A 22,667-nucleotide genomic window follows, 5' to 3' on the forward strand; every position below is an offset into this window, starting at 1 on the left:
TTCATTTAAAGATTACCACTACTAAGAATACACTAATTGCTTATCTGCGTCAATTACAGTTAATTTAAACAACTCAATTAACCTTTTAATGCTTTCAGTCATAGTGATTTTAGAACATTAAAGCATAAGTGTTAATTTCAATGTAACATCACAATTCGAAAACAAATATGAAGAACGCTGTTTATTAGAATTTTTGTACAGATTGTCCGTTCGAAATATAGTTGTGATATTATTATACTTTTCAATTCATTTCAGTTCAATTTTCTATCTTATATAAGACTGTTTGCTTTTCAACATTTTTCAGTTGGTATTTCGCTCTTATTTCTTGACTTAGTTCACAAATGTCATTATTCTTCCACTTGATAAAATTGTAGCCATAAATATAAAAATTATTTTGTGAATTATCGTTAATAACATCATTGCTGTTGAAAATAATTTTATTATCAGAGCATCTGATTATTACTACTATTGATTTTTCATTGCCTGATATATTTTGAGGACAAACTTCATAAGTAAATGCATTATATCTACCATCAGGTGAAAGTGAAAAATTACTAAATGCGCCTAAATCATACGTAATTCTTTCAATTTTAGAATTCACCAAATCATATGAATAAATTGATGTTTGAGTGTATTTTTGCTCCTTTTTTCTCTCTACAAAAAAGTAAACTTTATTCATATCTTTGTTCAATATCATATTGTTGAGTCTATAACCTTCTCCTTGCTGTTCTCTGAATCTAAACATATTTCTAATTTCAGCCACACTAGATGCTTCTATTCTTTTCGCAATATACTTTCCGTCCATTTTATAGTTTAGATTTATTGAAACTTGACCACTTATATCCTCAACAAGATACGCTTGCAAATCAATATCAGATGTATTAAAAAAGACCGTAATAGCTTCATTACGAAATTTGCTATTATCATTAGCACTTGTTCTTATTTTATTAGGATTATCAGGATAAGTATGAATAGTACTTATATTTCTATTACTAGCAGCCTTGTATATATTTTTTTCTGCAGGTTTACTTATTAAAATAGCGCTGCTAATCAACAGTGAAAGCAATACAACATATAATATTGATAGGTAAAGCTTTTTCATATACTGTCTCCTCAAAAACATCTCTATTGTATTTTATACAAAAAGTATAATTCTATTTACTATTAAATTAATTTCTAGGATATGTTTTTGTATATTTATTTAGTTTTATTGCAATAATACATAGCAGCTAAAGAGTTTAGAGCTACTATTTTTTTATTTGATGAAAAATAAGAATTTGGGAGGAGACAAAGATATGAGAGCATCTGTAGATCAAGACGGCTGCATCGGCTGTGAATTGTGCGTTTCAATTTGCCCTGCTGTTTTTAGTATGAATGAAGAAGGAAAAGCCGAAGCAATAGATGACGATATCCCAGAAGAAAATGAAAGTGAAGCAGAAGAAGCTAGGGATGGTTGTCCAGTGTCGGTAATAGATATTGATTGAACTAAATGATATACTATCAACATTGTTAAACTAAAAAAAGACCTTTTGGTCTTTTTTTAGTTTATAATCAACTTACACAAATTAATTACATGAAAATCTAATCCCTTAACGGAACGCCCTTTGCATCTCTATTTATACTACCTGACAGTATCAATATACCTTCTATCAATCCCCAAATAGCCGATACCCATGAAAGTAAAAAACATGTCAATACTGTTATTAGCAGCTGAGCAACTCCAATTCCGATATTTCCAAGATAGAATCTGTGTACTCCAAACATTCCTAAGAATATGCCAAATAAACCAGCTGCTAGCTTTGATTTCTGCTCACCATAAGAATTTAAATTTACTCCGCACTTCATACATACCAAAGCCATTGATTCCGTTGCTTCTCCACACATAGGACAATAATTATTACCTTTCCCAACTGGTACTCCACAAGTAACACATATAGCAGCTTGGTCATTCATTATACTTCCACAATTCCTGCAATACATAATACTACCTCCTGCCTTTACTTTATTTAATATATACTTTAGTTTATTTATTCTTTACAATTTGAAAATGCATTTCAACTAAGTATACGTTTACTGAAATAATATGTCTGAAAAATATATTTCATTAAACCAAACTAAATATATATTAAATTATAATAAATTTCAAATAGAAATTTTAATATAGCTATTAATCTAACTTTTTTAGGAAAAAGTTCTTCTTATGTTAATTTTTTAATCTATCTACATAAGTTTACATAACAGCTTTTATTTTAGAAAATATAGATTACTATTATAGACTAATTTAGAAAGGCAAAAGCTAGAATTGACTATCTCTATAACTGCTATTACAAAGCTTTTCTGTTTTTTTCTAGTGTTCTTTCTTTAATATCTATTGCCAACTCAATATATGTTTGATTTTCTGGATTTTGTACAAATTCCTTTACCTCATCAGGCAAATGACTTAAATAAGGACTTCTAATATCATTATAGCCTATTAAGTAATCCACAGATACATCAAAATAGCTTGCAAGCTGCTTCAACCTTGATATAGAAGGCTCCCTCTTATTTCCTACATATCCATTAAAAGTTGGTGATTTGATGTTTAGCTGAGCCGCAACTTCTTGTTGCTCTAAGCCCTTCTCTTTTACTAATTGTTTTAACCTCTCTCCAACGGTAATATCCATAAGCAGCTCCTTCCTATATAATTTTTCATTTTCCATTCAAGTATAATTATAAATTTTACCATTTAAATTGTCAAACATTTCCTTTTGCATAATGAAAATATAATGAACATTTTGTAGAAAGTTTAGTTATTTATAAAATTTATATTAAATTAAACTGCTGCACTGCCGATATGAAAATATACCTTAAAACTTGTTTGCATAAAGGATACAAAAGAGCACGCAATTTTTTACAATTATAATTTCTTATTTGATTATCCATAAGACATTGGTATATTATGGCAAATATGAAGTCATATATATGAAGTTATATATATGAGTTATATATTACTTTGATATATTGTAAAAGGCTTATTTTACTGAAATTGCAAAGTGCATTTTGGTTTTTAGATTTTTATACTATAATATTGACATAATTCATTTTGAATTTTATAATATATGCATGTGGTAATTCGTTCCATTTATGCTATTATATTGGTTGATCAATTATAACTTATCATGCAAGCTTAAGAATCACATTATTGGATAGATGCGTGCAGGAGGTTTTGTATGCTAGAGGATAGGATTAACAAGCTAAGAGAAACACTCAATAGCGAAATAGAAAAATGCAGCTTAGACAGTGAATCAATTTTGACCCTCAGTCATGATCTAGATGAACTAATTACCGAATACTATAAGTATTCAAAAAAAAAGAATATTTAATGGAAACATGAGTCCATTGTTATTGCATTGAAAAATTATAAAGTGTATAATCTTTATGATGTTTTAAATGTTTAATAACCATGAGAGGATATTATAAATGAAACTAGGTATTGTAGGTCTACCAAATGTAGGAAAAAGCACTCTATTTAATGCTATTACAAAGGCTGGCGCAGAAAGCGCTAACTATCCTTTTTGTACTATCGAACCAAATGTTGGAATCGTAGCTGTTCCCGATGAAAGATTAGATATGCTTGCAAAAATGTATAATCCTGAGAAAAACACCCCAACAGTAATTGAATTTGTTGATATTGCAGGTTTAGTTAAGGGCGCTAGCAAAGGTGAGGGACTTGGCAATAAATTCTTATCTCACATAAGAGAAGTTGATGCTATCGTTCATGTTGTTAGGTGTTTTGAAGATGGAAACATTATTCATGTTGACGGTTCAATTGGTCCAAAAAGAGATGTTGAAACTATCAATTTAGAGCTCATATTTGCTGATTTGGAGATGCTGGAGCGTAGAATTGATAGAACTAAAAAAATGATGAAATCAGGGGATAAGAAATTCCTATCTGAGTTAGAGGTATTCGAAAAAATCAAATTACATTTAGAAAGCGGCAAGCCTGCTAGGTCAATAAGCTTCGATCAGGAGCAGCAGCAAATTGTTGACCAGTTGTTTTTAATCACATCAAAACCAGTATTATATGCTGCAAATGTTTCTGAAGATGATTTATCTAACCTAAATGAAAATAAGTTTTTAGCTGAACTTAAGGAACTTGCTCAAGAAGAAGGCTCCGAGGTTATGGTTATTTGCGCCAAAATCGAAGAAGAAATTGCTCAGCTTTCTGATGATGAAAAAGCTGATTTCCTTGAAGCTATGGGATTAGAAGAGTCTGGTTTAGACAAATTAGTTAAAGCCAGCTACAGGATTCTTGGTCTTATTAGTTTCCTTACGGCTGGTCCACAAGAGGTTAGGGCTTGGACTATTATCAAGGGAACAAAAGCACCTCAAGCTGCAGGGAAAATTCACAGTGATTTTGAAAGAGGTTTTATTAGAGCTGAAATCGTTTCATATGATGATTTAATAAGTTGTGGCACATATACTGCTGCAAAAGAAAAAGGGCTGGTCAGGTCGGAAGGAAAAGATTACGTTATGCAAGACGGAGATGTTACCTTATTCAGATTTAACGTATAGTTTATACTATTTTTTAAAGGCTGTGCTTCGGTATAGAGGCACAGCCTTTGCTGTTTAACGAATACCAAACGTTCTCCGTGTGATTCAAAAAGGCTTATTGTTATGATCAAAAAAAATATAACCCCTTTGTTAAAATAATTGCAGGTTCACCAACCACATATAAAATAACAAAGAGGTTATCCAAATGGATAAAAAATGTTTATCACATAGCAAACATAATATTAACATAAAATAGTATTTATCAATATACTGAACGCAAGTAATATACAGAAAATTAAAATCAGATATAGGTCAATGTAAAATTTTCTTATGCATCTAACATAACTTCTGTATTCTTAAATAACTTATGGAATAATTAACAATTGTATAATTCATGAATACTTTTATTTATACCTTATTTATATATTTATTATTTATACATTTATTGAAAACTGATACATGCAATTATTAATTGCTTAAATCTCCATTTATATGTCTAATGCATAACTGAGAATAATGAGTATATTATTTATTATCTGAAAATGCATCATTTGACAATACTTCATTTACCTCATTCATATTCAAAATTTCATTTAAATCAATAATTGAGAATAGCTTTTCGTCCTTCTTCCCTATTCCCTTAATATATTTGTTATTATTAATTTTTAAAACTGCTTCTGACTTGTCAATTGAATTTTCATTTAGAGTTATTATTTCAAGAACATTATCAACTATAAATCCAAATAACTGGTTATCTTTTTCAGTAATAATAATCTTTGTTTTACCTGTTATCTCTGAATCACCCATATTAAATCTCTTATTCAAATCTACAATTGGAACAACTCTGCCTCTAAGATTATATATGCCTCTGATATAGTCTGGCATCTCTGGAACAAGAGAAACATCACTATATTTTTCAATTTTATAAACAATTGATGTATCTACACTGCATAACTCATTTTTCAAATTAAATATAACAACCTGTATGTCAGCCATCCTTTAATCCTCCCTAATATTGTACATTTAATATTTTATCCCAATTGTATAACTCCATAATAGCATAACTAAACTACTTTTTAAAGAACATTATTTCTGATATAATAAACTAGTTTGCTAGTGGTTACTATTTGACTGTATATATAATTGTAAAATTAAATAAGAATAGGATGTGTGTTTTATGGAAAGAAGCAAAATTGAACGTCTGAACCAATTAGCTAAAAAAGCAAAAACAGATACACTTACAAGTTCAGAGTTAGCGGAAAGAGATGAACTAAGAAAAGAGTATATTGCTGCTTTCAGATCAAATCTAAAAGCAACTTTGGATAATACTATTATAGTTGACCAACAAGGGAACAGAAGAAGCTTAAGAAAGGATAATTGATATGGCTAAAGCCTTTATAGTTAAAGGAAAAGAAAGCAGAACAGAATATGGACATCCCTGGATTTTTAAAAGTGATATTTCTCATATAGATGCAGATATTGAGCCAGGCGATATTGTAGATGTATATAGCAGCAAAAATAAATTTCTCGGACGTGGTTTTTATAACCCTAAATCCCAGATAACAATTCGAATGTTGACATATGAGCACGAAGAAATCAACTTCGAATTTCTATATAATCGAATAAATAATGCTTGGAATTATAGAAAGCAAGTTGCAGACATTAACAGCTGCCGTGTTATTTTTGCTGAATCAGATTTTCTGCCTGCTCTTGTTGTAGATAAATTTTCAGATATTTTAGTTGTTCAGACACTTGCACTTGGAATAGATAGATTTAAAAATGATATTGTCAATATACTTGATGAAATAATAAAACCAAGAGGCATTTATGAAAGAAATGATGTTCCAGTAAGACTACTTGAAGGCTTAGAAATGCAAAAGGGCTTTTTAAAAGGATCTTTTGACACTCTTGTTGAAATGACTGAAAATGGAGTAAAGTTTTTAGTTGACGTAGAAAATGGCCAAAAAACAGGCTTCTTTCTTGATCAAAAGGAAAACAGAGCCGCTATTGCTCCTTTTGTAAAGAATGCAAAAGTTTTGGATTGCTTTACGCATACTGGCTCATTTGCACTTCACGCAGGATTATATGGAGCAAAAAGTGTCTTAGGAATAGATATATCTGAGCATGCTGTAAAATGTGCTACAAAAAATGCTGAGATTAATGGTTTAGATAATGTAGTTAAATTTCAAGCAGCCAACACCTTTGATATTTTACGTGAATACTATGATAACAATGAGATTTTTGACACAATTATACTTGACCCTCCAGCATTTACAAAAACAAAAAATGCTGTTCAGGGAGCAATCAGAGGTTACAAGGAAATAAACCTACGTGCAATGAAAATAATAAAAAGCGGAGGCTATCTAATTACTTGTTCATGCTCTCAACATGTTGACTCCAATTTATTTATGGATATTTTATATGATGCTGCAGCTGATGCAAAAAAGAGAGTACGAGTTGTTGAATATAGATCACAGGCGAAAGACCACCCAGTCCTGCTTGCTTCTCCAGAAACTGAATATTTAAAATGTGCTATTTTGCAGGTAGTTTAGAAAATAATTAAACATATTATATTTAAAAAAGAATGGACTGTTTCAAAACAATAATTTCTATTTACCGATGTTTATTGCAAGAAATAGTATGCGAGTGTAATATATATCTAATTGCGAAACTCGGTTAGAAATTGATGCTAGAAATAGTAGGTGAAGAACAAGTATTGTAGCCGACACAGCGGAAGTCAGTAGCTGTGAGTATTAACCCTAGACAAGGATGCCGAGTTCAATACGGTCGGCGTAAGTGCTTGTTCTTCACCGCAACTATTTCAGCTTCAATTTCGTGAACAAGCTATAGATATATATTGCTACGTCGTACTATTTAAGCAGTTCATCGTTGATATATCATATTTTTTTGCTTTGCAACAGTTCCTTCATATTTATTAGTTAATATATTTACTTGGTGCCGGCAGCTTTTCTAATATCTGCTTTTCAAGCTTATCAAGTACCTCGCTGGCCAGCTTTATGTCTAAATCTATTTCTTTTTTAAATTTATTAACAGCTTCTTCATCCTTAAGTATTTTTTCTTCTGTAAATGGAAATTGTCTTTTAAGGCTTTCAATTTCTGAAACTATCATCTTTCTCTTTGTTCTCATAGAAAGAACAGTATTTTCAAGGTCAATATCCTGAGACTCTATTTTTAACGCAGCATCCTTAAACTCATTTTGTACTTTTTTTTGCAATCTCTTTAACTTATCTATATCGCCATTTTCATAAGCCTTTTTTGTTGCCTTCCATACCCTTTTAATGTTTTTATCAGTAGTATCAACTAACTCAGGATGAATATAAAAGGCAATCGAAAAATATAACTCTTTCAACTCCTGCATATTCTGAATTTTTTTATCCTCTTCATCATTTGTATTGTGTACACTATCTATTTCTTTTTTCATATTTCTCAGCACATTATTATGCTTTTCAAATTCCTTTTCAAGCTGCCTGTCAATATTATCAGTATCTATAGGCACTTTAAACTTTATGCAAGCCTGCATCATATCAAGCTTTAGCTTTGCCCTTGCAATAGTCAGTTCAAGCTTGTGAAGCTCATAACGAGGTTCGCCTAACTTAAGTACAAAATCATTTTTTAACACATAAGATTCGTAAGTTTGCATATGCTCCTTTTCGACTAATGCTTCTACAAGTAATCTTTTTTGTGTTTTATATTCTTCCAATAATTTATCCATAAAATCACCACCATTTATTATGATATATTTTGCATTGAATTAATTTTTATGAATATGATAAATTTACTTAACTAACCTTCTTCAACATAATAATCCATCCATGTGTAAGACTTATCAATGGTTTGTTGCCGAAATAACTGGTAAAGCTAAAATTAAGTAACTTTTATTTTCACTATCGCCAACTACTGATTATCATATTGGCTGTAATACAAGTTAGAGTAAAATCCTCCTTTTTTTAGTAATTGCTCATGGTTTCCCTGTTCCACAATCTGTCCATTATTAAGTACTAGTATTAGGTCTGCCTCCCTAATTGTTGAAAGTCTATGGGCAATTATAAAGCTAGTTCGTCCCTCCATCATTCTGAGAAAAGCTTTTTGAATATTTAGTTCTGTTCTTGTGTCTACACTGCTGGTTGCTTCGTCTAGAATAAGCATTGATGGCAGTACTAGCATTACTCTTGCTATGGTAATAAGTTGCTTCTGCCCTTGAGACAAATTGCCTGCACCTTCTGTAAGTTCTGTGTCATAGCCTTTCGGAAGCCTCTTTATAAAATTATGTGCATTAGCTGCCTTAGCAGCATTAATTATTTCTTCGATAGATGCCTCTGGTTTTCCATATGAAATATTCTCTCTTACCGTACCCTTAAAGAGCCAAGTATCCTGCAATACCATACCAAAAGATTTTCTTAAGCTATCCTTTGATATTTTATTTATATTAATGTTGTCAATATATATATTCCCACTATTTACATCATAAAAACGCATAAGAAGATTTACCAAAGTTGTTTTACCTGCACCAGTTGGACCAACAATAGCAATTCTTGAGCCTTTATTAACCTTCAGGCTAAAATTCTTGATTAACGGTATTTGTGGATTATAGGAAAAAGTTATATCCTCAAAACAAACATTACCTTCTGTGTCCTTTAGCTCAATATCATCTATGCTTTGCTCTATTTCAATATCACTATCCATTATAGTAAATACCCTTTTCGCTGAAGCTATTGCTGATTGAAGCTGAGTGGTTACACTTGTAATATTATTTATTGGCTGAGAAAAATATGTGGAATATGTCAAAAAGCTTGAAATATATCCTATGCTTAAACGACCTGCTAGAGAAGCAATTCCACCAGTCATTCCGAGTAAAACATAAGTAATATTATTTACTAAACGTGTTGAAGGATTTACAAGCGACGAATAAAATTGTGCCCATCTACCACTATTATACAACTTATTATTTATTTCTTCAAATCTCTCCATTGAAGATTTCTCAAAATTAAATGCCTTTACCACATTCTGATTGCTTATTATCTCTTCTATATATCCATTTAATTCGCCATTTAGCTTAGATTGAGCAGAAAACATTTTTGATGATTTCCTTGTTATAAATGCCGCAATAATAAAAGTAATAGGTGTCATTATAATTACAACAAGCGTAATAACAGGATTTAAAATAAACATAAAAACCAGCGAACCTACAATTGATATAATTCCTGTTATAAACTGCGTAACAGATTGATAAATACCCTCGGATATATTTTCTATGTCTCCTGTCAATCTAGCCATTATATCTCCATGAGAATTTGAATCAAAAAATTTTAATGGCATCTTTGTAACATGTTCAAATAAATTGCTTCTAATTTCTTCAACAGTTTTATTTGACAACTTGCTGGTCAAAACCTGCAAACTCCATTGAAAAGCAGCACTAATTAAATAAAGTCCAATTACAATAAAAGCATAGTACTTTACTCTCTCAAAATTAACATTTCCCATGTCAATGATATTGTCAACACCCTTTCCTATAATAAAGGGCCCTACTATCATAAGAACATTACTAAAAGCTGCACAAACTAGTGCTCCAAATACATATAGCTTGTTGTTTAAAATATATTTTAAGAGGCGTTTTATTATATTATTATTCATTTTGAGCCTCCTTTTCTTCATCTTGAGAATTATATATTTCTTGATATACTAAACAATTCTCAAGGAGATAATCATTATTACCCATACCAACAATTTCACCGTCATCTAAAACAATAATTAAATCTGCATTTTTAATAGTTGATACCCTCTGAGTAACCATAATGATAGTTTTATCACTTAGTTTCTCTGACAGCATTTTTCTAAATGCTGCATCAGTAGCATAATCTAATGCACTCATACTATCATCTAAAATCAATATTTCTGGCTTTTTCACAATAGCACGGGCTATTGCCAGTCTTTGCTTCTGACCACCTGAAAGATTTGCTCCCCCCTGAGAAATCATTGATTTAAAGCCCTCTTCTTTCTTAACTATAAAATCATAGGCTTGAGCTATTCTAGCCGCTTCTTCAATTTCCTCCTGAGAAGCCTCCTTGTTCCCCCATCTTAGGTTATCCTCAATTGTACCTGAAAATAAAACAGACTTTTGAGGTACTAAACCGATTTTATCTCTTAGTTCTTTTTGAGTATAGTCTTTAACATTTCTTCCTTCAACGTACACAGAGCCTTCTGTTGTATCATAAAATCTAATAATTAAATTTACTAGGGTTGACTTTCCTGCACCAGTTGAACCAATAATTCCAACCCTTTGACCTTTATTTATCTCTAATGAAATATTTTTAAGTGCATATTCTGATGATTCAGAATATGAAAAGCTTACATTTTTGAATTGAATTATTGGTTTTTCATCTTCTTCGCTCTTCAACTGGTTTGAAGCTTTTACTTTTGTACTACTATTTTTAATTGACTTCTCAGTTTCCAAATCATAATCACTGTTTATTATACTTTCAGAAAAATCAGCCTTATCCACAATTGACGGTTCTAACTCAAGTATTTCGTTAACCCTATTAGCAGAGGCTGCTGCCTTCGTAAAGGTTACCACTAAATTTGCTAAAACTATTAAAGCAGACAATATCATATTTACATAGTTTATATAGGCTATTACTTCACCCTGTGTCATACTCCCTTTATAAACCTCTATTCCTCCAAACCAAAGTATGGCAGCAATCCCAAGGTTCACAACAACTGTAGTCACAGGATTTAACAATGCAGAAATCCTCCCAACGCTAATGGAAGCCTCAGCATATTCTTTATTACTTTTAACAAAACGCTCTCTTTCCTTGTCCAATCTTGCAAAAGCCCTTATGACTCTGACTCCTGATAAATTTTCCCTAATAATAACAGAAAGTGTATCCAGCTTTTTTTGCACAGCTTTATAAAGGGGTACTGTACGTGACATTATAATATAAATAAAAACCAAAAAAATAGGCATTATAACCAACAATATTAAAGAAAGCTTCAAATTTATAAGCATGGCCATAATTAAACCGCCAATACATAAAAACGGCACCCTTACAACAAGCCGTATAAGCATAGCAACAGCAAATTGCAGCTGATTAACATCACTTGTTATTCTATTTATTAACGAAGGTACGCCAATTTTATCTATCTCATTTAACGAAAAGCTTTGGACTCTCTTAAACAGCAAATTTCTCATTGTAGTTCCAAAGCCCTGCGATGCTATTGATGCATAATATTGACAAATATATGCAGAACAAGCACCTGTTATTGCTGTTATTACCATCAATCCGCCCATCATATAAATGTATGATGAATTATTTGCTCTTACTCCATTATCAATTAACTTTGCCATCATTAATGGTATAAGCAACTCTAATATAGCTTCAAACAGCTTAAAAGCAGGTCCTAAAGTTACTTGCTTTAAGTATGGCTTTAAATACTTAACTAACTTAAACAACGAGAAAAAACCTCCTACAATCCCTATATTATAATAATTGACTTAAAATGCGGAATCACATCTTAAATAGCCATATTTGTAGTAATGAAGCCAAGCTTGCAAATATTTTTAAAATACAAACCTCCCACGCTCCATTTCAGCAAACTTATGTAATATGTAATTAGTATTTCAATTCTGCATAGAATAGTATAACAAAAAATTCTATATAATGTGATATATTTATTAAAAGTTAGTTTCAATAAAACGCCTAGAATCAAAATAAATTTTTACGATTATAGAATAAAATTATAGAATACTATTATAGAAAAATTTCCTCTATATACTTATATATAACTAAAAAGAACCTCTAAACAACCAGTACAGAGGTTCTTTTTAGTCTTTTGTATTATTTTTTAGTCAAAATTATAAACCTTACGATTTTAAAACTTATGATCAGATTGTAAATATTCATAACCGCTTGGCATATAATTTTATGTCTGCAATAGCAGCATCTACCGCAAAATCCAATGGTTCTGTACAATTTTCGTACCTGTACTAATCTAAAAAGGTATATCCCTCCTTTGCAGTAATAGTTTATATACTGAAAGCACTGCCAGATGTAACATTACTTATTACTAAAAACATACTGTCCACATTTGCATTAAATCCTGTTTTATAAGTTTTAGCCAGTATCAGCAACAAATCCACATCTTCATTAATATAGCTTTTCTGCTTATTAAGCAAAATCTGCAACATCCCATTTGGCATATAGTGTTATATTCTCTTTTACTACATCATTAGTGAAATTCCATGGGTTTATACAATCAGGCTCTTTGTACCATCCCTTAAATATATAACCTTCATATGTAGGAGGATTTGGTGCTTTTATTGTACTATTATAATTTACAGTTGCAGCCTCTACTTCGCTGCCTCCTTGTGAATCAAATATTACTTTCTGAGTAAAGTTAGCTGTGTATTCAGAATAATTCATCTCTAAATCATATTCAGAAATATAAATTGTAGCAGCACTTGAAACTTGATTACCTGTACGTGTGTCCGTCCAGTTTACAAATGAATATCCTGAATTAGGGATTGCAGATACATTTGCATACTTTGCATATTCATAGTTTATATCCATATATCCATTACCACTAGAAATAAGGTCTAAATAATAATATTTCAAATTAATTCTAGAGAATTTATTTCCACTACATTTTAAAGAATATACCCACCCCTCTATGTACAACTCACTCATATCATTTGAAGAACAATTTAAGCTAATATCAATAATGCTACTTAAATCAAGCTTATTTATATGATTGTAAGAGCAGTCTATTGAATACAACCAATTAGCTCCACTAACATCCAGTATAGCCAATTGATTTGATGAGCAGTTTAGTTTCAGCATCCTTTCAGCCCCACCTAAATCTAATTCAACAATCTGATTTGATGAACAGTTCAGCTTTTCTAGATATTTTGCTCCACTTAAATCTAACTTACCGGCTAATGATTTTGATTCCCATGATATTTCTTTAATATAACTTACCTCATTATTGTCAAAATAACCAGGGCACCAAGAAACTCCTGTCCATGTAGTAGGGTCATTCTCATCATAATCTGTATTAATCATTTGTCCATTATTTTTTCCTGCCACAGCAGATTCCTGATTTAAAAATGCTCTTAACTTATTATAATCATTTCCGTTATATGTAATACCATTAATAGTTACATCTGCAGATGGTAGCCACTTAGCATATAATATCGTATCTGAGGTAACTTTATCCCTTATAAAATCCCATTCTTTATTATTATCAACTTCTTTATACCAGCCAATAAAAGCAAAATTCTCTTTAGTTGGAGCAGTAGGTTCATCAATAGTACTTCCAGCTTTAACATTTTTGATTACAAAATATGTACTATCACCATCTACAAATGTTACTGTATATAATATTTCTTCTGCTGCCCACTTAGCATATAGTGTTATATTCTCTTTAACTACATCTTTCGTAAAATCCCAATCATCCAATAACGCGCTATCTTTATACCAGCCCTTAAACTTAAATCCATTCTTAATTGGAGGTAAAGGTGCTGTAATAGTATCTCCATATTTAATATTATTTATTTCTGATACGATGTTTCCATCTACATTGAACTTTACTGTATAGGTCTTTCCGCTATCTATCCACTTAGCATATAGAGTTATATTATCTTTAACTACATCCTTAGAAAAATCCCATGCATTTTTGTAATTTGAATCTTTGAACCAACCTAAAAAATCATATCCATCTCTAGTTGGAGTATCAGGTGCTGTGATACTTTCTCCATAATTAATATTGCTGATATTTGGTACAGCACTTCCACCATTTGAATTGAAAGTAACTGTGTACAGTATTTCTTTAGATATCCATTTAGCATACAAGATTGTTTCTGATGTAACCCTATCCGTCGTAAAGTCCCATTTGTTTATGCAATCCGCCTCTTTATACCAGCCGTCAAAAATATATCCCTCATATGTTGGTATTTGTGGTTCCTCCACTGTATTATTATAATTTACTATTTTAACTTCTACTTCACTTCCCCCTTGTGAATTGAATATAACATTTTGAGAAAAGTTTGCTTGTAAATTATAGGATAAATCTGGTTTCCAATCTCTAAATGTATTTTTCACTGATACTATGGAATTATTAACGGGATCAGTCCAGTTTGCAAAAGAGTTCCCTTTCATTGGAATTGCTTCTAATAAAATTTCACCAGATACTGGATGATTAGATATGTACAAATAGCCATTTCCATTAGCAATTGCGTTAAGGCTTTTATAAAAATATTTACTGTTTAATTCTGATTTAAATTTTTTTAAATTGTAGCCATATATTTCAATTTCTCCTAAAAGTAAGTTATTACTTATATCCACCTCTGTTAATTGATTATAAGAACACTTAATTGAAAATAAATTTATATTTTTACTGATATCTAAACTCGTCAAATTGTTTTCAGAACATGAAAGGTATCTTAATTTTGGACTTCCACTGGTATCAAGGCTAATAAGTTCATTGTATTCACAATTTAATTTTGTAAGTTTTTCATTTTCGCTTACATCTAAAGAAATCAAATCATTACTGTTACAATAAAGCTCAGTCAACTCTTTATTTGAATTTACATCTAAATATTTCAGTTCATTATATGAACAATCCAAATAAGTTAGAGCTGTATTATTACTAATATCAATACTACTTAACATATTTTTACCGCAGTCTATATATGTAAGTTTTGTATCATCTGTTGTAATGAGTTCAGTAATTTTATTTCCATAACACTTTAAGCTAGTCAATCCTGCAGCTCCGCTTAAATCCAGCCTGCCATTTAAATTCTTATAAGACCAGTATATAGTTTTTATTTGTTTTATTGTTCCATCAGTCCAAGTAACTCCTGTCCAAGTGGAAGGATTATTCTCATCATAAGCATTATTAAGCTGTTTCCCATTACTAGTCCCTTTTTGTGCAGACTCTTGATTTAAAAATGCTTTAAGCTTAGTATAGTCATTACTATTGTAAGTAACACCATTTATTATTATGGTCTCTGTACTTATTTGCTGCCACTTAGCATATAGTGTTATTTCGGCTGTAACCCTATCAGCTGCAAAATCCCATTTATTTATGCAATTAGCCTCTTTGTACCAGCCATCAAAAATATATCCATCCTTTATGGGTATAGCTGGTGCTGTTATTGTGCTGTTATAATTTGCAGTTATAGCTGCTACTTCACTTCCGCCTTGTGAGTTAAATGTCACGTTTTGAGCAAAGTTAGCTTGCAGATTATATGTCCGTCCTGCTGTGAGATTGTATGTATAAGAATTTGAAAGTTGTACTCCCTTGTCTGTATCTTCCCAGCTTACACCTGTACCATTCTCAAAAGGAACTGCTATTGCTTGTTTTTTTGAACTGTCTATGAAAAACTCAACATATCCATTACCATGAGATTTCAAATTAATACTATTATTAGATAATATTAATTTAATTTTTGTTAATTTATTGTCAGAGCAACTAAAATTAGTTACTTTTGTATTCTTGCTCAAATCTAGTTCAATTAATTGATTAGAACTGCAATTTAATGTGATAAGCTTTGTACAAGCATCTACATTAAGCTGACCTAGTTTATTTGAATGACAATCTAGAGAAGTTAGCTGTGTGTTATTGATTAAATCCAATTCAGTTAATAGATTGGAATAACACAAAAACGTACTCAACTTTTTATTATTACTAACATCAAGTTCTGTTATTTTATTTGTATTGCAATCAAAATATGTAAGGGCTGTATTTTTGCTTATATCCAGCTTAGCTATATCATTTGAATAGCAGCACAAATTGGTCAGTGATGTATTTTTGCTTACATCTATATTTGTAAGTTTATTGAAGCTGCAATTTACTGCTACAAGCTTTTTATTAGTACTTAAATTCAAATCAGTGAGTTGATTTGAGAAACAGCTAAGGATAGTCATAGCAGTATTCCCAGATACATTTAGAGATGTAAGCTTGTTATTACTGCACACAAGACTTGTCATTGAGGTTGCACCGCTCAAGTCCAAATTACCAGCTAAAGACTTAGTATCCCATGTTATTGTTTTTATACGCTTGACTTCATCGTCTGTCCACGTAATCCCTGACCAGGTAGCAGGATTATTTTCATCATACCCTGCATTTATCGCTTTTCCATTGGTAACTCCTGTAACAGCAGAGTTCTGGTTTAAAAATGTTCTAAGCTTGGTAAAATCATTTTCATTATAAGTAATATCACCTACAGTTATATTTGCCGCATATACTGTATTTACATTGACAGCAAAAACAGTAATAATTAGAAATAGCAATATAACTATTGATTTGAAAACCCTTTTGCTCATTTTTAATCCCTCCTATTTTTTTAAATATATGAGTTATAATTCCAATAATTTATATACTCAATATATCTGTATATTAATGTTACTATATTTCCCTCCATTTCCTTACATGAGTAAGCTTGTATAAAGTAATATTTTAGTGGCATAAAAAAGAACCTCTTAACAAACAGATAACACACCTTTACGATAGATTATAATTTAGCCCAACTTTCTTTTTGCTGACACACTTACAGTGATAAACTAGTTAAACTAAGAATTTAATCTATATGAAATTAGCTATACATCTGTGTATAGAGGTTCTTTGCAACTATTTAGTTTATTTTTGGGTTTATAGTCTAAACTTATTGGCAAGTATAACTTAGATAAATGAATTATAAAGATATTTGTTTGAAATTGTGGGTCCTACAGTATTGGTGACAGCAATCTGAAAATACTTTCCTGTATCTTAATAAAAAAGCCTCTGTTTTGATATTTTTCTTTTGACAATAGTTCACACATTTCCAAATCCTCATTAAATATTTTTGCGCACCTCTGTGAGATTTCTTTTCCATACATAAAAGCATTTATCTCAAAGTTTAATGAAAAGCTTCTCACATCAATATTTGAAGTTCCAATAGTACAACATTCATCATCAATTACCATCATCTTTGCATGTAAAAATCCCTTATATAAATATACTTTTATACCATAATCAATTACATCTGCCACAAAAGCCATAGTAGCCTTGTAAACATATGGTTTATCAGGTATTTTTGGTATTTGAATTATAATCTTAACTCCAGATAACGCAGCATTTTGAAGCGCCTCTAAAAATGTACTGTCAGGAACAAAATACGGTGTCTGTATAAATATACTCCTTTTAGCCGAATTAACCATTTTAATCATACTGCGTTTTATCTCTTCATATTTCGTGTCGGGGCCGCTAGATACGATCTGCATTCCTGTACTTCCTGAATTCTGTTTATTTATAGGCATAAAATATTTCTCAGTATCAACAAACTCCATATCACTCTTTGAGGCATATATCCAATCCTCAAAAAATTTTAGCTGCAAGCAGTGCACACTACTCCCAATAATTTTCATATGTGTGTCGCGCCATGGTGATATTTTCTTATTTAATCCTAGATATTCATCTCCTATATTAATTCCGCCAATATATCCAATTCCCCCATCAATAATCACAACCTTGCGATGATTTCTAAAGTTTACTCTTAAATAATTACTAACTGTATTTGACAAAAAGCATAATACCTCACCGCCATTTTCTATTATGGGTTTATAAGTTTTTAAAGGAGTCAAAAGTTTTGCCCCGTGATCAAATAAAACTCTGACCTCAAGCCCCTCTTTTGCTTTTTGTGCTAATGCAGCTATAATTTTATTGCCAATAATATCATTTTGAATAATAAAATATAAAATATGAATTGATGATTTTGCAGCATAAATATCTTTTAAAAGTTCTCCGTATTTTTCTTCTGCGCTTGTAAAAATAGTTACTTTATTATCATTTGTAAAGGTACTCTGTGAAGTATTAATGTTGAATTTAATTAACTCCTTAATGTTGTTGTCATAAGGTTCATGAAATTTAGTTTCATCATAAAAAGCAATATCTAAGGTATTGTGCAGTTCTTGACAGTATTGTTTACTTCTATCGCATTTTATTAGAAATTTCTTTTTCTTAATATGATATGACCTGCCAAAGATTAAGTACAGTATGAATCCAGCTAAAGGCAGTAAAGATAAAGTCAAAACCCAGCTTAAGGCATTTACTGGTTTTTTCCTTTCAATGAAAACAGCTGTTATTATTAATAGGATATTAATTAGAATTATTGTTATTGAAATAATTGTATATAAACTTAGCTTCATAATCACCCCATAAATTCACTCAATAAATACCAATATACTATATTGTTATGTTGTACAACTTTCGCACTTATATTCTTCGTTCATTACTATTGTAATCTTATAATGAAAGGGGCTGCTTAAGAAAGAAATTTATTGTATACTGATGTTTTAGCAAATAGTACTAAGTAATAATATATATATAATTGCAAAGTTCGGTTAGAAATTGATGCTAGAAATAGTATGTGAAGAGCAAGTATTGTAGCCGACTAAGCTACATGATGCATCTTTGAGTATAAACTCGAGACAGGATTTCGAGTTTAATACAGTCGTCGGAAGTGCTTGTTGTTCACCGCAATTATTTCAGCGTCAATTTCGTGAGCACGCAATAGATATATTGCTACGTCGTACTATTTAAACTCGTTAAGGTTGAATATATTATTTCTAATTTTGTAACAGTCTCTACTTGTAATATTTCAAATAGTCCAATTTATTATATTCCTTACCTAAATGCTCTTTTATGTATTTCTTTGAAATTGTGCTCAGTTCTTTTATATTTTCTTCTGAAAGGGAGAAACTATAAAGCTTTTGAGGATTAATAAGCATTATGTATTTCAAAGCCTTAACTGTTCCAGGCAGCAATGGATAAATCCTTCCCCTTTTATTAACACATTCGCTGCATACCAATCCCGAGTTATCTAAATCAAAGAACATTTTTTCATCATCAGTTTTATTGCAGTGTATACAGCTAATAACATGAGGTTCATACCCTAGCAATGACATTAACCGTAGTTCAAATACTCTGGTTACAAATTCTAACGAGCGATTTGTTTTGGAAATTACATATAGTGTATTAAGCAGAAGCTGAAGAACACTTTCTGCTGGCTCACCTTCTTGTACATTATCTGAAATAAGCTCCAGTATATGAGAACAGTATGTAAGCTTTACAATGTCATTTCTGATTTCATAATTTGATTCTATAACCTCACAGCTAGACATGTTATAAAGTTCCTTGCCTTTAAAAAGCATATAACTGCTATAACAAAGCAGTTGAGTACCTGAACTCAGAGAATTTTTGGCTCTTCTAGCATTTTTTGCTGCTATAGATATCTTTCCTTCTTCAGCAGTCAAAACAGTTATTATCTTGTCAGCTTCCCCAGTATTTACTTCTTTTAAAACTATCCCCTTATAATTCACATATGCCATATAACCACCATATTCTAAAATGTAATACTACCATCTATCTTTTTATCTATACTTTTTATCTATACTTTTTATCTATCTTTTCCCTAACATTCATATGTCAATTTACAATGTGATTTTTCACTCATCGGAACATTGATATTCCAGAACTTAATACCGCGCTTAGTTAGTTGCTAAGTAAAACCGTCACTTATCAGACTATTGATATCCCGACAGCATTGAATTTTAAGTACAAACGTTATGCCTGAAATAATCCTAATTTTTTATGTCACTTATAACGAATCAAGAAAATTCTCATCCAGTCTATAAATAGCGGATGCCTCTTTTTATTCAGGCTAAGAATATATCTCGCCTCAACTAAACACCGCTTGGCAAAATTCAAAAATTATTTATTTGAATCTATGCACTAAAAAACTAGGCAAAAACCAATCAAAACAAAGGCAGAAGCCAAGTTATATATGTTTTATAAACTATCAAACTCAAACTTCTGCCTAATAAATGAACTATTTAAAGTTGGCTGTATATAATTTACAGACTACTAAGTTATGCTAAATTTTTATTTCTTCTTGAACGACATCTTCTGTTTTTTCTGATTTGTACTTTTCCTCAATTTCCTTCATTAGTACATAAGAATCAACACTACCAGTTGATTTAAAAACATTCCAAATAAAATCTACTAGCATAAATGTCAGCTCCTTTTATTCAATATTATAAAAATATTTTCTCTCAAATAGTCCAATAGTATACAAACACAAATAAATATTCATTTCCATTTTTGAATTAATATATTATTAAATTTATTATTTTCTTTTATATCCAAGTTCCTTTAGCATATTGTCATTATTTCGCCAATCTGGTTTTATTTTTACCCAAAGTTCTAAAAAAACCTTTGTATCTAAAAGCCGCTCTATTTCAAATCTCGCTGCAGCCCCTATTTTTTTAAGCATCACACCTTGTTTTCCAATAATTATTCCCTTATGGGAACTCTTCTCACAATAAATAGTTGCTTGAATATTAATCAGACCATCTTTTCTCTCTTTAAAGGACGTAACCTCAACACCAACTCCATGAGGAACTTCATCATCAAGATTAAGAAGTAATTTTTCTCTTATCATTTCAGCAGCTATTATCTTTTCTGGTTGGTCAGTTAACGTATCCTCTGGGAAAAACTTTTCTCCCTCAGGTATATATTTAAGCACCTCTTCCAAAATAATATCCAAGCCATCTTTTTTTAACGCAGAAACAGGTATAATGGCTTTAAAATCCATCAATTCATTGTATCTAGCAATTAAAGCAAGTAACTTTTCCTTTTCAACTATATCCACTTTATTTAAAATTAGCAAAACTGGTGTTTTTACCTTTTTCAGCTGCTCAATAATGCTAATATCCAAACTTTCAGGCGAAGTAGTAGCCTCAGCTAAAAAGAAAATCAAATCCACTTCTTTGATTGTTTCAGAAGCGACATTTACCATATATTCTCCCAATTTTGTTTTAGGCCTATGAATACCTGGTGTGTCAATAAGTACAAGCTGATATTCATCACTTGTTATAACAGCTCTAATTGTATTTCTTGTTGTTTGCGGTTTATTTGACATTATTGCTATTTTTTCACCGGTTAAAGCATTTAAAAGCGTTGACTTTCCAACATTTGGTTTACCTATAACCGATATAAATCCTGATTTGTATGCCATATTCTATTTGTTTCCTCCATTACTTTTCATGCGTTACGTTAATATGTTTTTGTTCATAAACGTTATTTTAGCTCAAGTGGTAGTCCTGCAATGAAAAAAATTACGCCACTTACCATTTCTTGTTTTAATCTGTTCTATAAATACTCCTATAATTAACAGTTTGCACCAATAATCAATATTCTTATATTTAACCTTAAAAACTTCTGAAAGCATTAGGTAATATATCTCCAAAACGAATTTCTCTGTAATCACCTGCTTTATTTGTACAAAGAAGCTTCATGTCGTCATTTGCAAATTCCGCCATGACTTGCCTGCAAATACCACAAGGATAAATATAGTCATCATCATCACTTGCAATTGCAATTTTCTCAATCTCAATTTTGCCTTCCTCTGATATGGCCTTCCAGACAGCAGTTCTTTCAGCGCAATTTGTTGCACCAAATGATGCTATTTCAACATTACATCCCGTATAAACTTTTCCTGTTTTGGTTAGAATAGCTGCACCTACTCTGAATTTCGAATAAGGAACATATGCATTCTCTAGTGCCTTTTTTGCGGTCTCAATAAGTTCTTTATCTGTCATTACTCTTCTCCTTTATCTGTAATTTACTATTTGCCTATATAATCTATTAATCTTAACATTAATTTATCTCCCATTATTACAACACCTATTATAATACTAAAAAATGCCGAAACAAAAACAGCACCGGCAGAAACATCCTTTATTATCTTAGCTTTAGGATGATATACATCTACTATAAAATCAACTACTACCTCCATTGCCGTATTTATGAGTTCAAAACATAAAACTATTGCAACTGTTAAGCACAATATAGCAAACTCAACCTTGCTGACACCTAACCATATTGCAAGCAAAAGCACAAAAAAACTCATAGCCAAATGAATTTTCATATTTCTTTCTTTTACAATAGTATATAATACACCTCGAGAGGCATTCAAAAAGCTTTCGATAAGATTTTTATTCTTCATATAATCCCCCACACCTAAAACAGGCTGAAAAATTAGGTAAAATTTACTGTCTAAAGCCTCAACCTGACAGAGC

The 22,667-nt window shown here is 31.0% G+C and carries 20 protein-coding genes; 5 read left to right on the forward strand and 15 right to left on the reverse strand.

Annotated elements, in window-relative coordinates:
* Positions 1 to 256: 256 nt before the first annotated feature.
* Positions 257 to 1,102 (reverse strand): TolB-like translocation protein, encoded by an 846-nt coding sequence (locus EHE19_RS12005; protein ID WP_137698566.1) that lies wholly within the window; start codon positions 1,100 to 1,102, stop codon positions 257 to 259.
* Positions 1,103 to 1,295: 193 nt separating this feature from the next.
* On the opposite strand from EHE19_RS12005, the gene EHE19_RS12010 reads away from it, so the two are divergent.
* Positions 1,296 to 1,484 carry a ferredoxin gene (locus EHE19_RS12010; protein WP_137698567.1) on the forward strand — a complete coding sequence of 63 codons (189 nt, stop codon included), beginning with the start codon at positions 1,296 to 1,298 and terminating at the stop codon, positions 1,482 to 1,484.
* Between the two features lie 97 nt (positions 1,485 to 1,581).
* On the opposite strand, the gene EHE19_RS12015 is transcribed toward EHE19_RS12010, so the two are convergent.
* Complete coding sequence (locus EHE19_RS12015) at positions 1,582 to 2,013, reverse strand: NINE protein (protein WP_425314314.1); 432 nt, start codon at positions 2,011 to 2,013, stop codon at positions 1,582 to 1,584.
* A gap of 311 nt (positions 2,014 to 2,324) precedes the next feature.
* On the reverse strand, positions 2,325 to 2,663 hold the full coding sequence (locus tag EHE19_RS12020) for a helix-turn-helix domain-containing protein (RefSeq protein WP_137698569.1): 339 nt from the start codon (positions 2,661 to 2,663) through the stop codon (positions 2,325 to 2,327).
* A gap of 546 nt (positions 2,664 to 3,209) precedes the next feature.
* Between EHE19_RS12020 and EHE19_RS12025 the strand changes: the two genes are divergently transcribed.
* Together EHE19_RS12025 and ychF are read left to right on the forward strand one after the other, a co-directional pair.
* Complete coding sequence (locus EHE19_RS12025) at positions 3,210 to 3,362, forward strand: aspartyl-phosphate phosphatase Spo0E family protein (protein ID WP_137698570.1); 153 nt, start codon at positions 3,210 to 3,212, stop codon at positions 3,360 to 3,362.
* Positions 3,363 to 3,459: 97 nt separating this feature from the next.
* Complete coding sequence (gene ychF / locus EHE19_RS12030) at positions 3,460 to 4,554, forward strand: redox-regulated ATPase YchF (RefSeq protein ID WP_137698571.1); 1,095 nt, start codon at positions 3,460 to 3,462, stop codon at positions 4,552 to 4,554.
* Between the two features lie 504 nt (positions 4,555 to 5,058).
* Here ychF and EHE19_RS12035 read toward each other — a convergent pair.
* A complete protein-coding gene (locus EHE19_RS12035; protein WP_137698572.1) occupies positions 5,059 to 5,529 on the reverse strand; it encodes a chemotaxis protein CheW in 471 nt (156 codons plus the stop codon).
* A gap of 181 nt (positions 5,530 to 5,710) precedes the next feature.
* On the opposite strand from EHE19_RS12035, the gene EHE19_RS12040 reads away from it, so the two are divergent.
* Both EHE19_RS12040 and EHE19_RS12045 read left to right on the forward strand, forming a co-directional pair.
* Positions 5,711 to 5,914: a DUF896 domain-containing protein gene (locus tag EHE19_RS12040; RefSeq protein WP_137698573.1), complete on the forward strand. Its 204-nt coding sequence runs from the start codon at positions 5,711 to 5,713 to the stop codon at positions 5,912 to 5,914.
* A 1-nt stretch (position 5,915) separates the two neighbouring features.
* Complete coding sequence (locus EHE19_RS12045; protein ID WP_137698574.1) at positions 5,916 to 7,085, forward strand: class I SAM-dependent rRNA methyltransferase; 1,170 nt, start codon at positions 5,916 to 5,918, stop codon at positions 7,083 to 7,085.
* Positions 7,086 to 7,468: 383 nt separating this feature from the next.
* On the opposite strand, the gene EHE19_RS12050 is transcribed toward EHE19_RS12045, so the two are convergent.
* From EHE19_RS12050 to EHE19_RS12100, 11 genes are all read right to left on the reverse strand, one after another.
* A complete protein-coding gene (locus EHE19_RS12050) occupies positions 7,469 to 8,266 on the reverse strand; it encodes a hypothetical protein (protein ID WP_137698575.1) in 798 nt (265 codons plus the stop codon).
* Positions 8,267 to 8,448: 182 nt separating this feature from the next.
* On the reverse strand, positions 8,449 to 10,185 hold the full coding sequence (locus EHE19_RS12055) for an ABC transporter ATP-binding protein (RefSeq protein WP_137698576.1): 1,737 nt from the start codon (positions 10,183 to 10,185) through the stop codon (positions 8,449 to 8,451).
* Complete coding sequence (locus EHE19_RS12060; protein WP_137698577.1) at positions 10,178 to 12,001, reverse strand: ABC transporter ATP-binding protein; 1,824 nt, start codon at positions 11,999 to 12,001, stop codon at positions 10,178 to 10,180. The genes EHE19_RS12055 and EHE19_RS12060 overlap by 8 nt, the downstream gene beginning before the upstream one ends.
* 573 nt (positions 12,002 to 12,574) lie before the next feature.
* The gene (locus EHE19_RS12065) at positions 12,575 to 12,724 is read right to left on the reverse strand and encodes a hypothetical protein (RefSeq protein ID WP_171003618.1); all 150 of its coding nucleotides are present in this window, start codon (positions 12,722 to 12,724) and stop codon (positions 12,575 to 12,577) included.
* Entirely contained in the window at positions 12,717 to 16,874 is a 4,158-nt protein-coding gene (locus EHE19_RS12070; RefSeq protein ID WP_137698578.1) for an InlB B-repeat-containing protein, read from the reverse strand. Before EHE19_RS12070 ends, EHE19_RS12065 begins: the two co-directional genes overlap by 8 nt.
* Positions 16,875 to 17,273: 399 nt before the next feature.
* Complete coding sequence (cls, locus tag EHE19_RS12075; protein WP_137698579.1) at positions 17,274 to 18,734, reverse strand: cardiolipin synthase; 1,461 nt, start codon at positions 18,732 to 18,734, stop codon at positions 17,274 to 17,276.
* Between the two features lie 438 nt (positions 18,735 to 19,172).
* On the reverse strand, positions 19,173 to 19,916 hold the full coding sequence (gene recO, locus EHE19_RS12080; RefSeq protein ID WP_137698580.1) for a DNA repair protein RecO: 744 nt from the start codon (positions 19,914 to 19,916) through the stop codon (positions 19,173 to 19,175).
* A gap of 545 nt (positions 19,917 to 20,461) precedes the next feature.
* The gene (locus tag EHE19_RS12085; RefSeq protein WP_137698581.1) at positions 20,462 to 20,596 is read right to left on the reverse strand and encodes a YqzL family protein; all 135 of its coding nucleotides are present in this window, start codon (positions 20,594 to 20,596) and stop codon (positions 20,462 to 20,464) included.
* Between the two features lie 117 nt (positions 20,597 to 20,713).
* Positions 20,714 to 21,604: a GTPase Era gene (era, locus tag EHE19_RS12090; protein ID WP_137698582.1), complete on the reverse strand. Its 891-nt coding sequence runs from the start codon at positions 21,602 to 21,604 to the stop codon at positions 20,714 to 20,716.
* 193 nt (positions 21,605 to 21,797) lie between these two features.
* Entirely contained in the window at positions 21,798 to 22,187 is a 390-nt protein-coding gene (gene cdd, locus EHE19_RS12095; protein WP_137698583.1) for a cytidine deaminase, read from the reverse strand.
* Positions 22,188 to 22,213: 26 nt separating this feature from the next.
* Positions 22,214 to 22,594 carry a diacylglycerol kinase family protein gene (locus tag EHE19_RS12100; protein WP_137698584.1) on the reverse strand — a complete coding sequence of 127 codons (381 nt, stop codon included), beginning with the start codon at positions 22,592 to 22,594 and terminating at the stop codon, positions 22,214 to 22,216.
* Positions 22,595 to 22,667: the final 73 nt, after the last annotated feature.

The organism is Ruminiclostridium herbifermentans (genome assembly GCF_005473905.2).
In the GTDB taxonomy this organism is placed as follows: Bacteria; Bacillota; Clostridia; order Acetivibrionales; family DSM-1351; genus Ruminiclostridium; species Ruminiclostridium herbifermentans.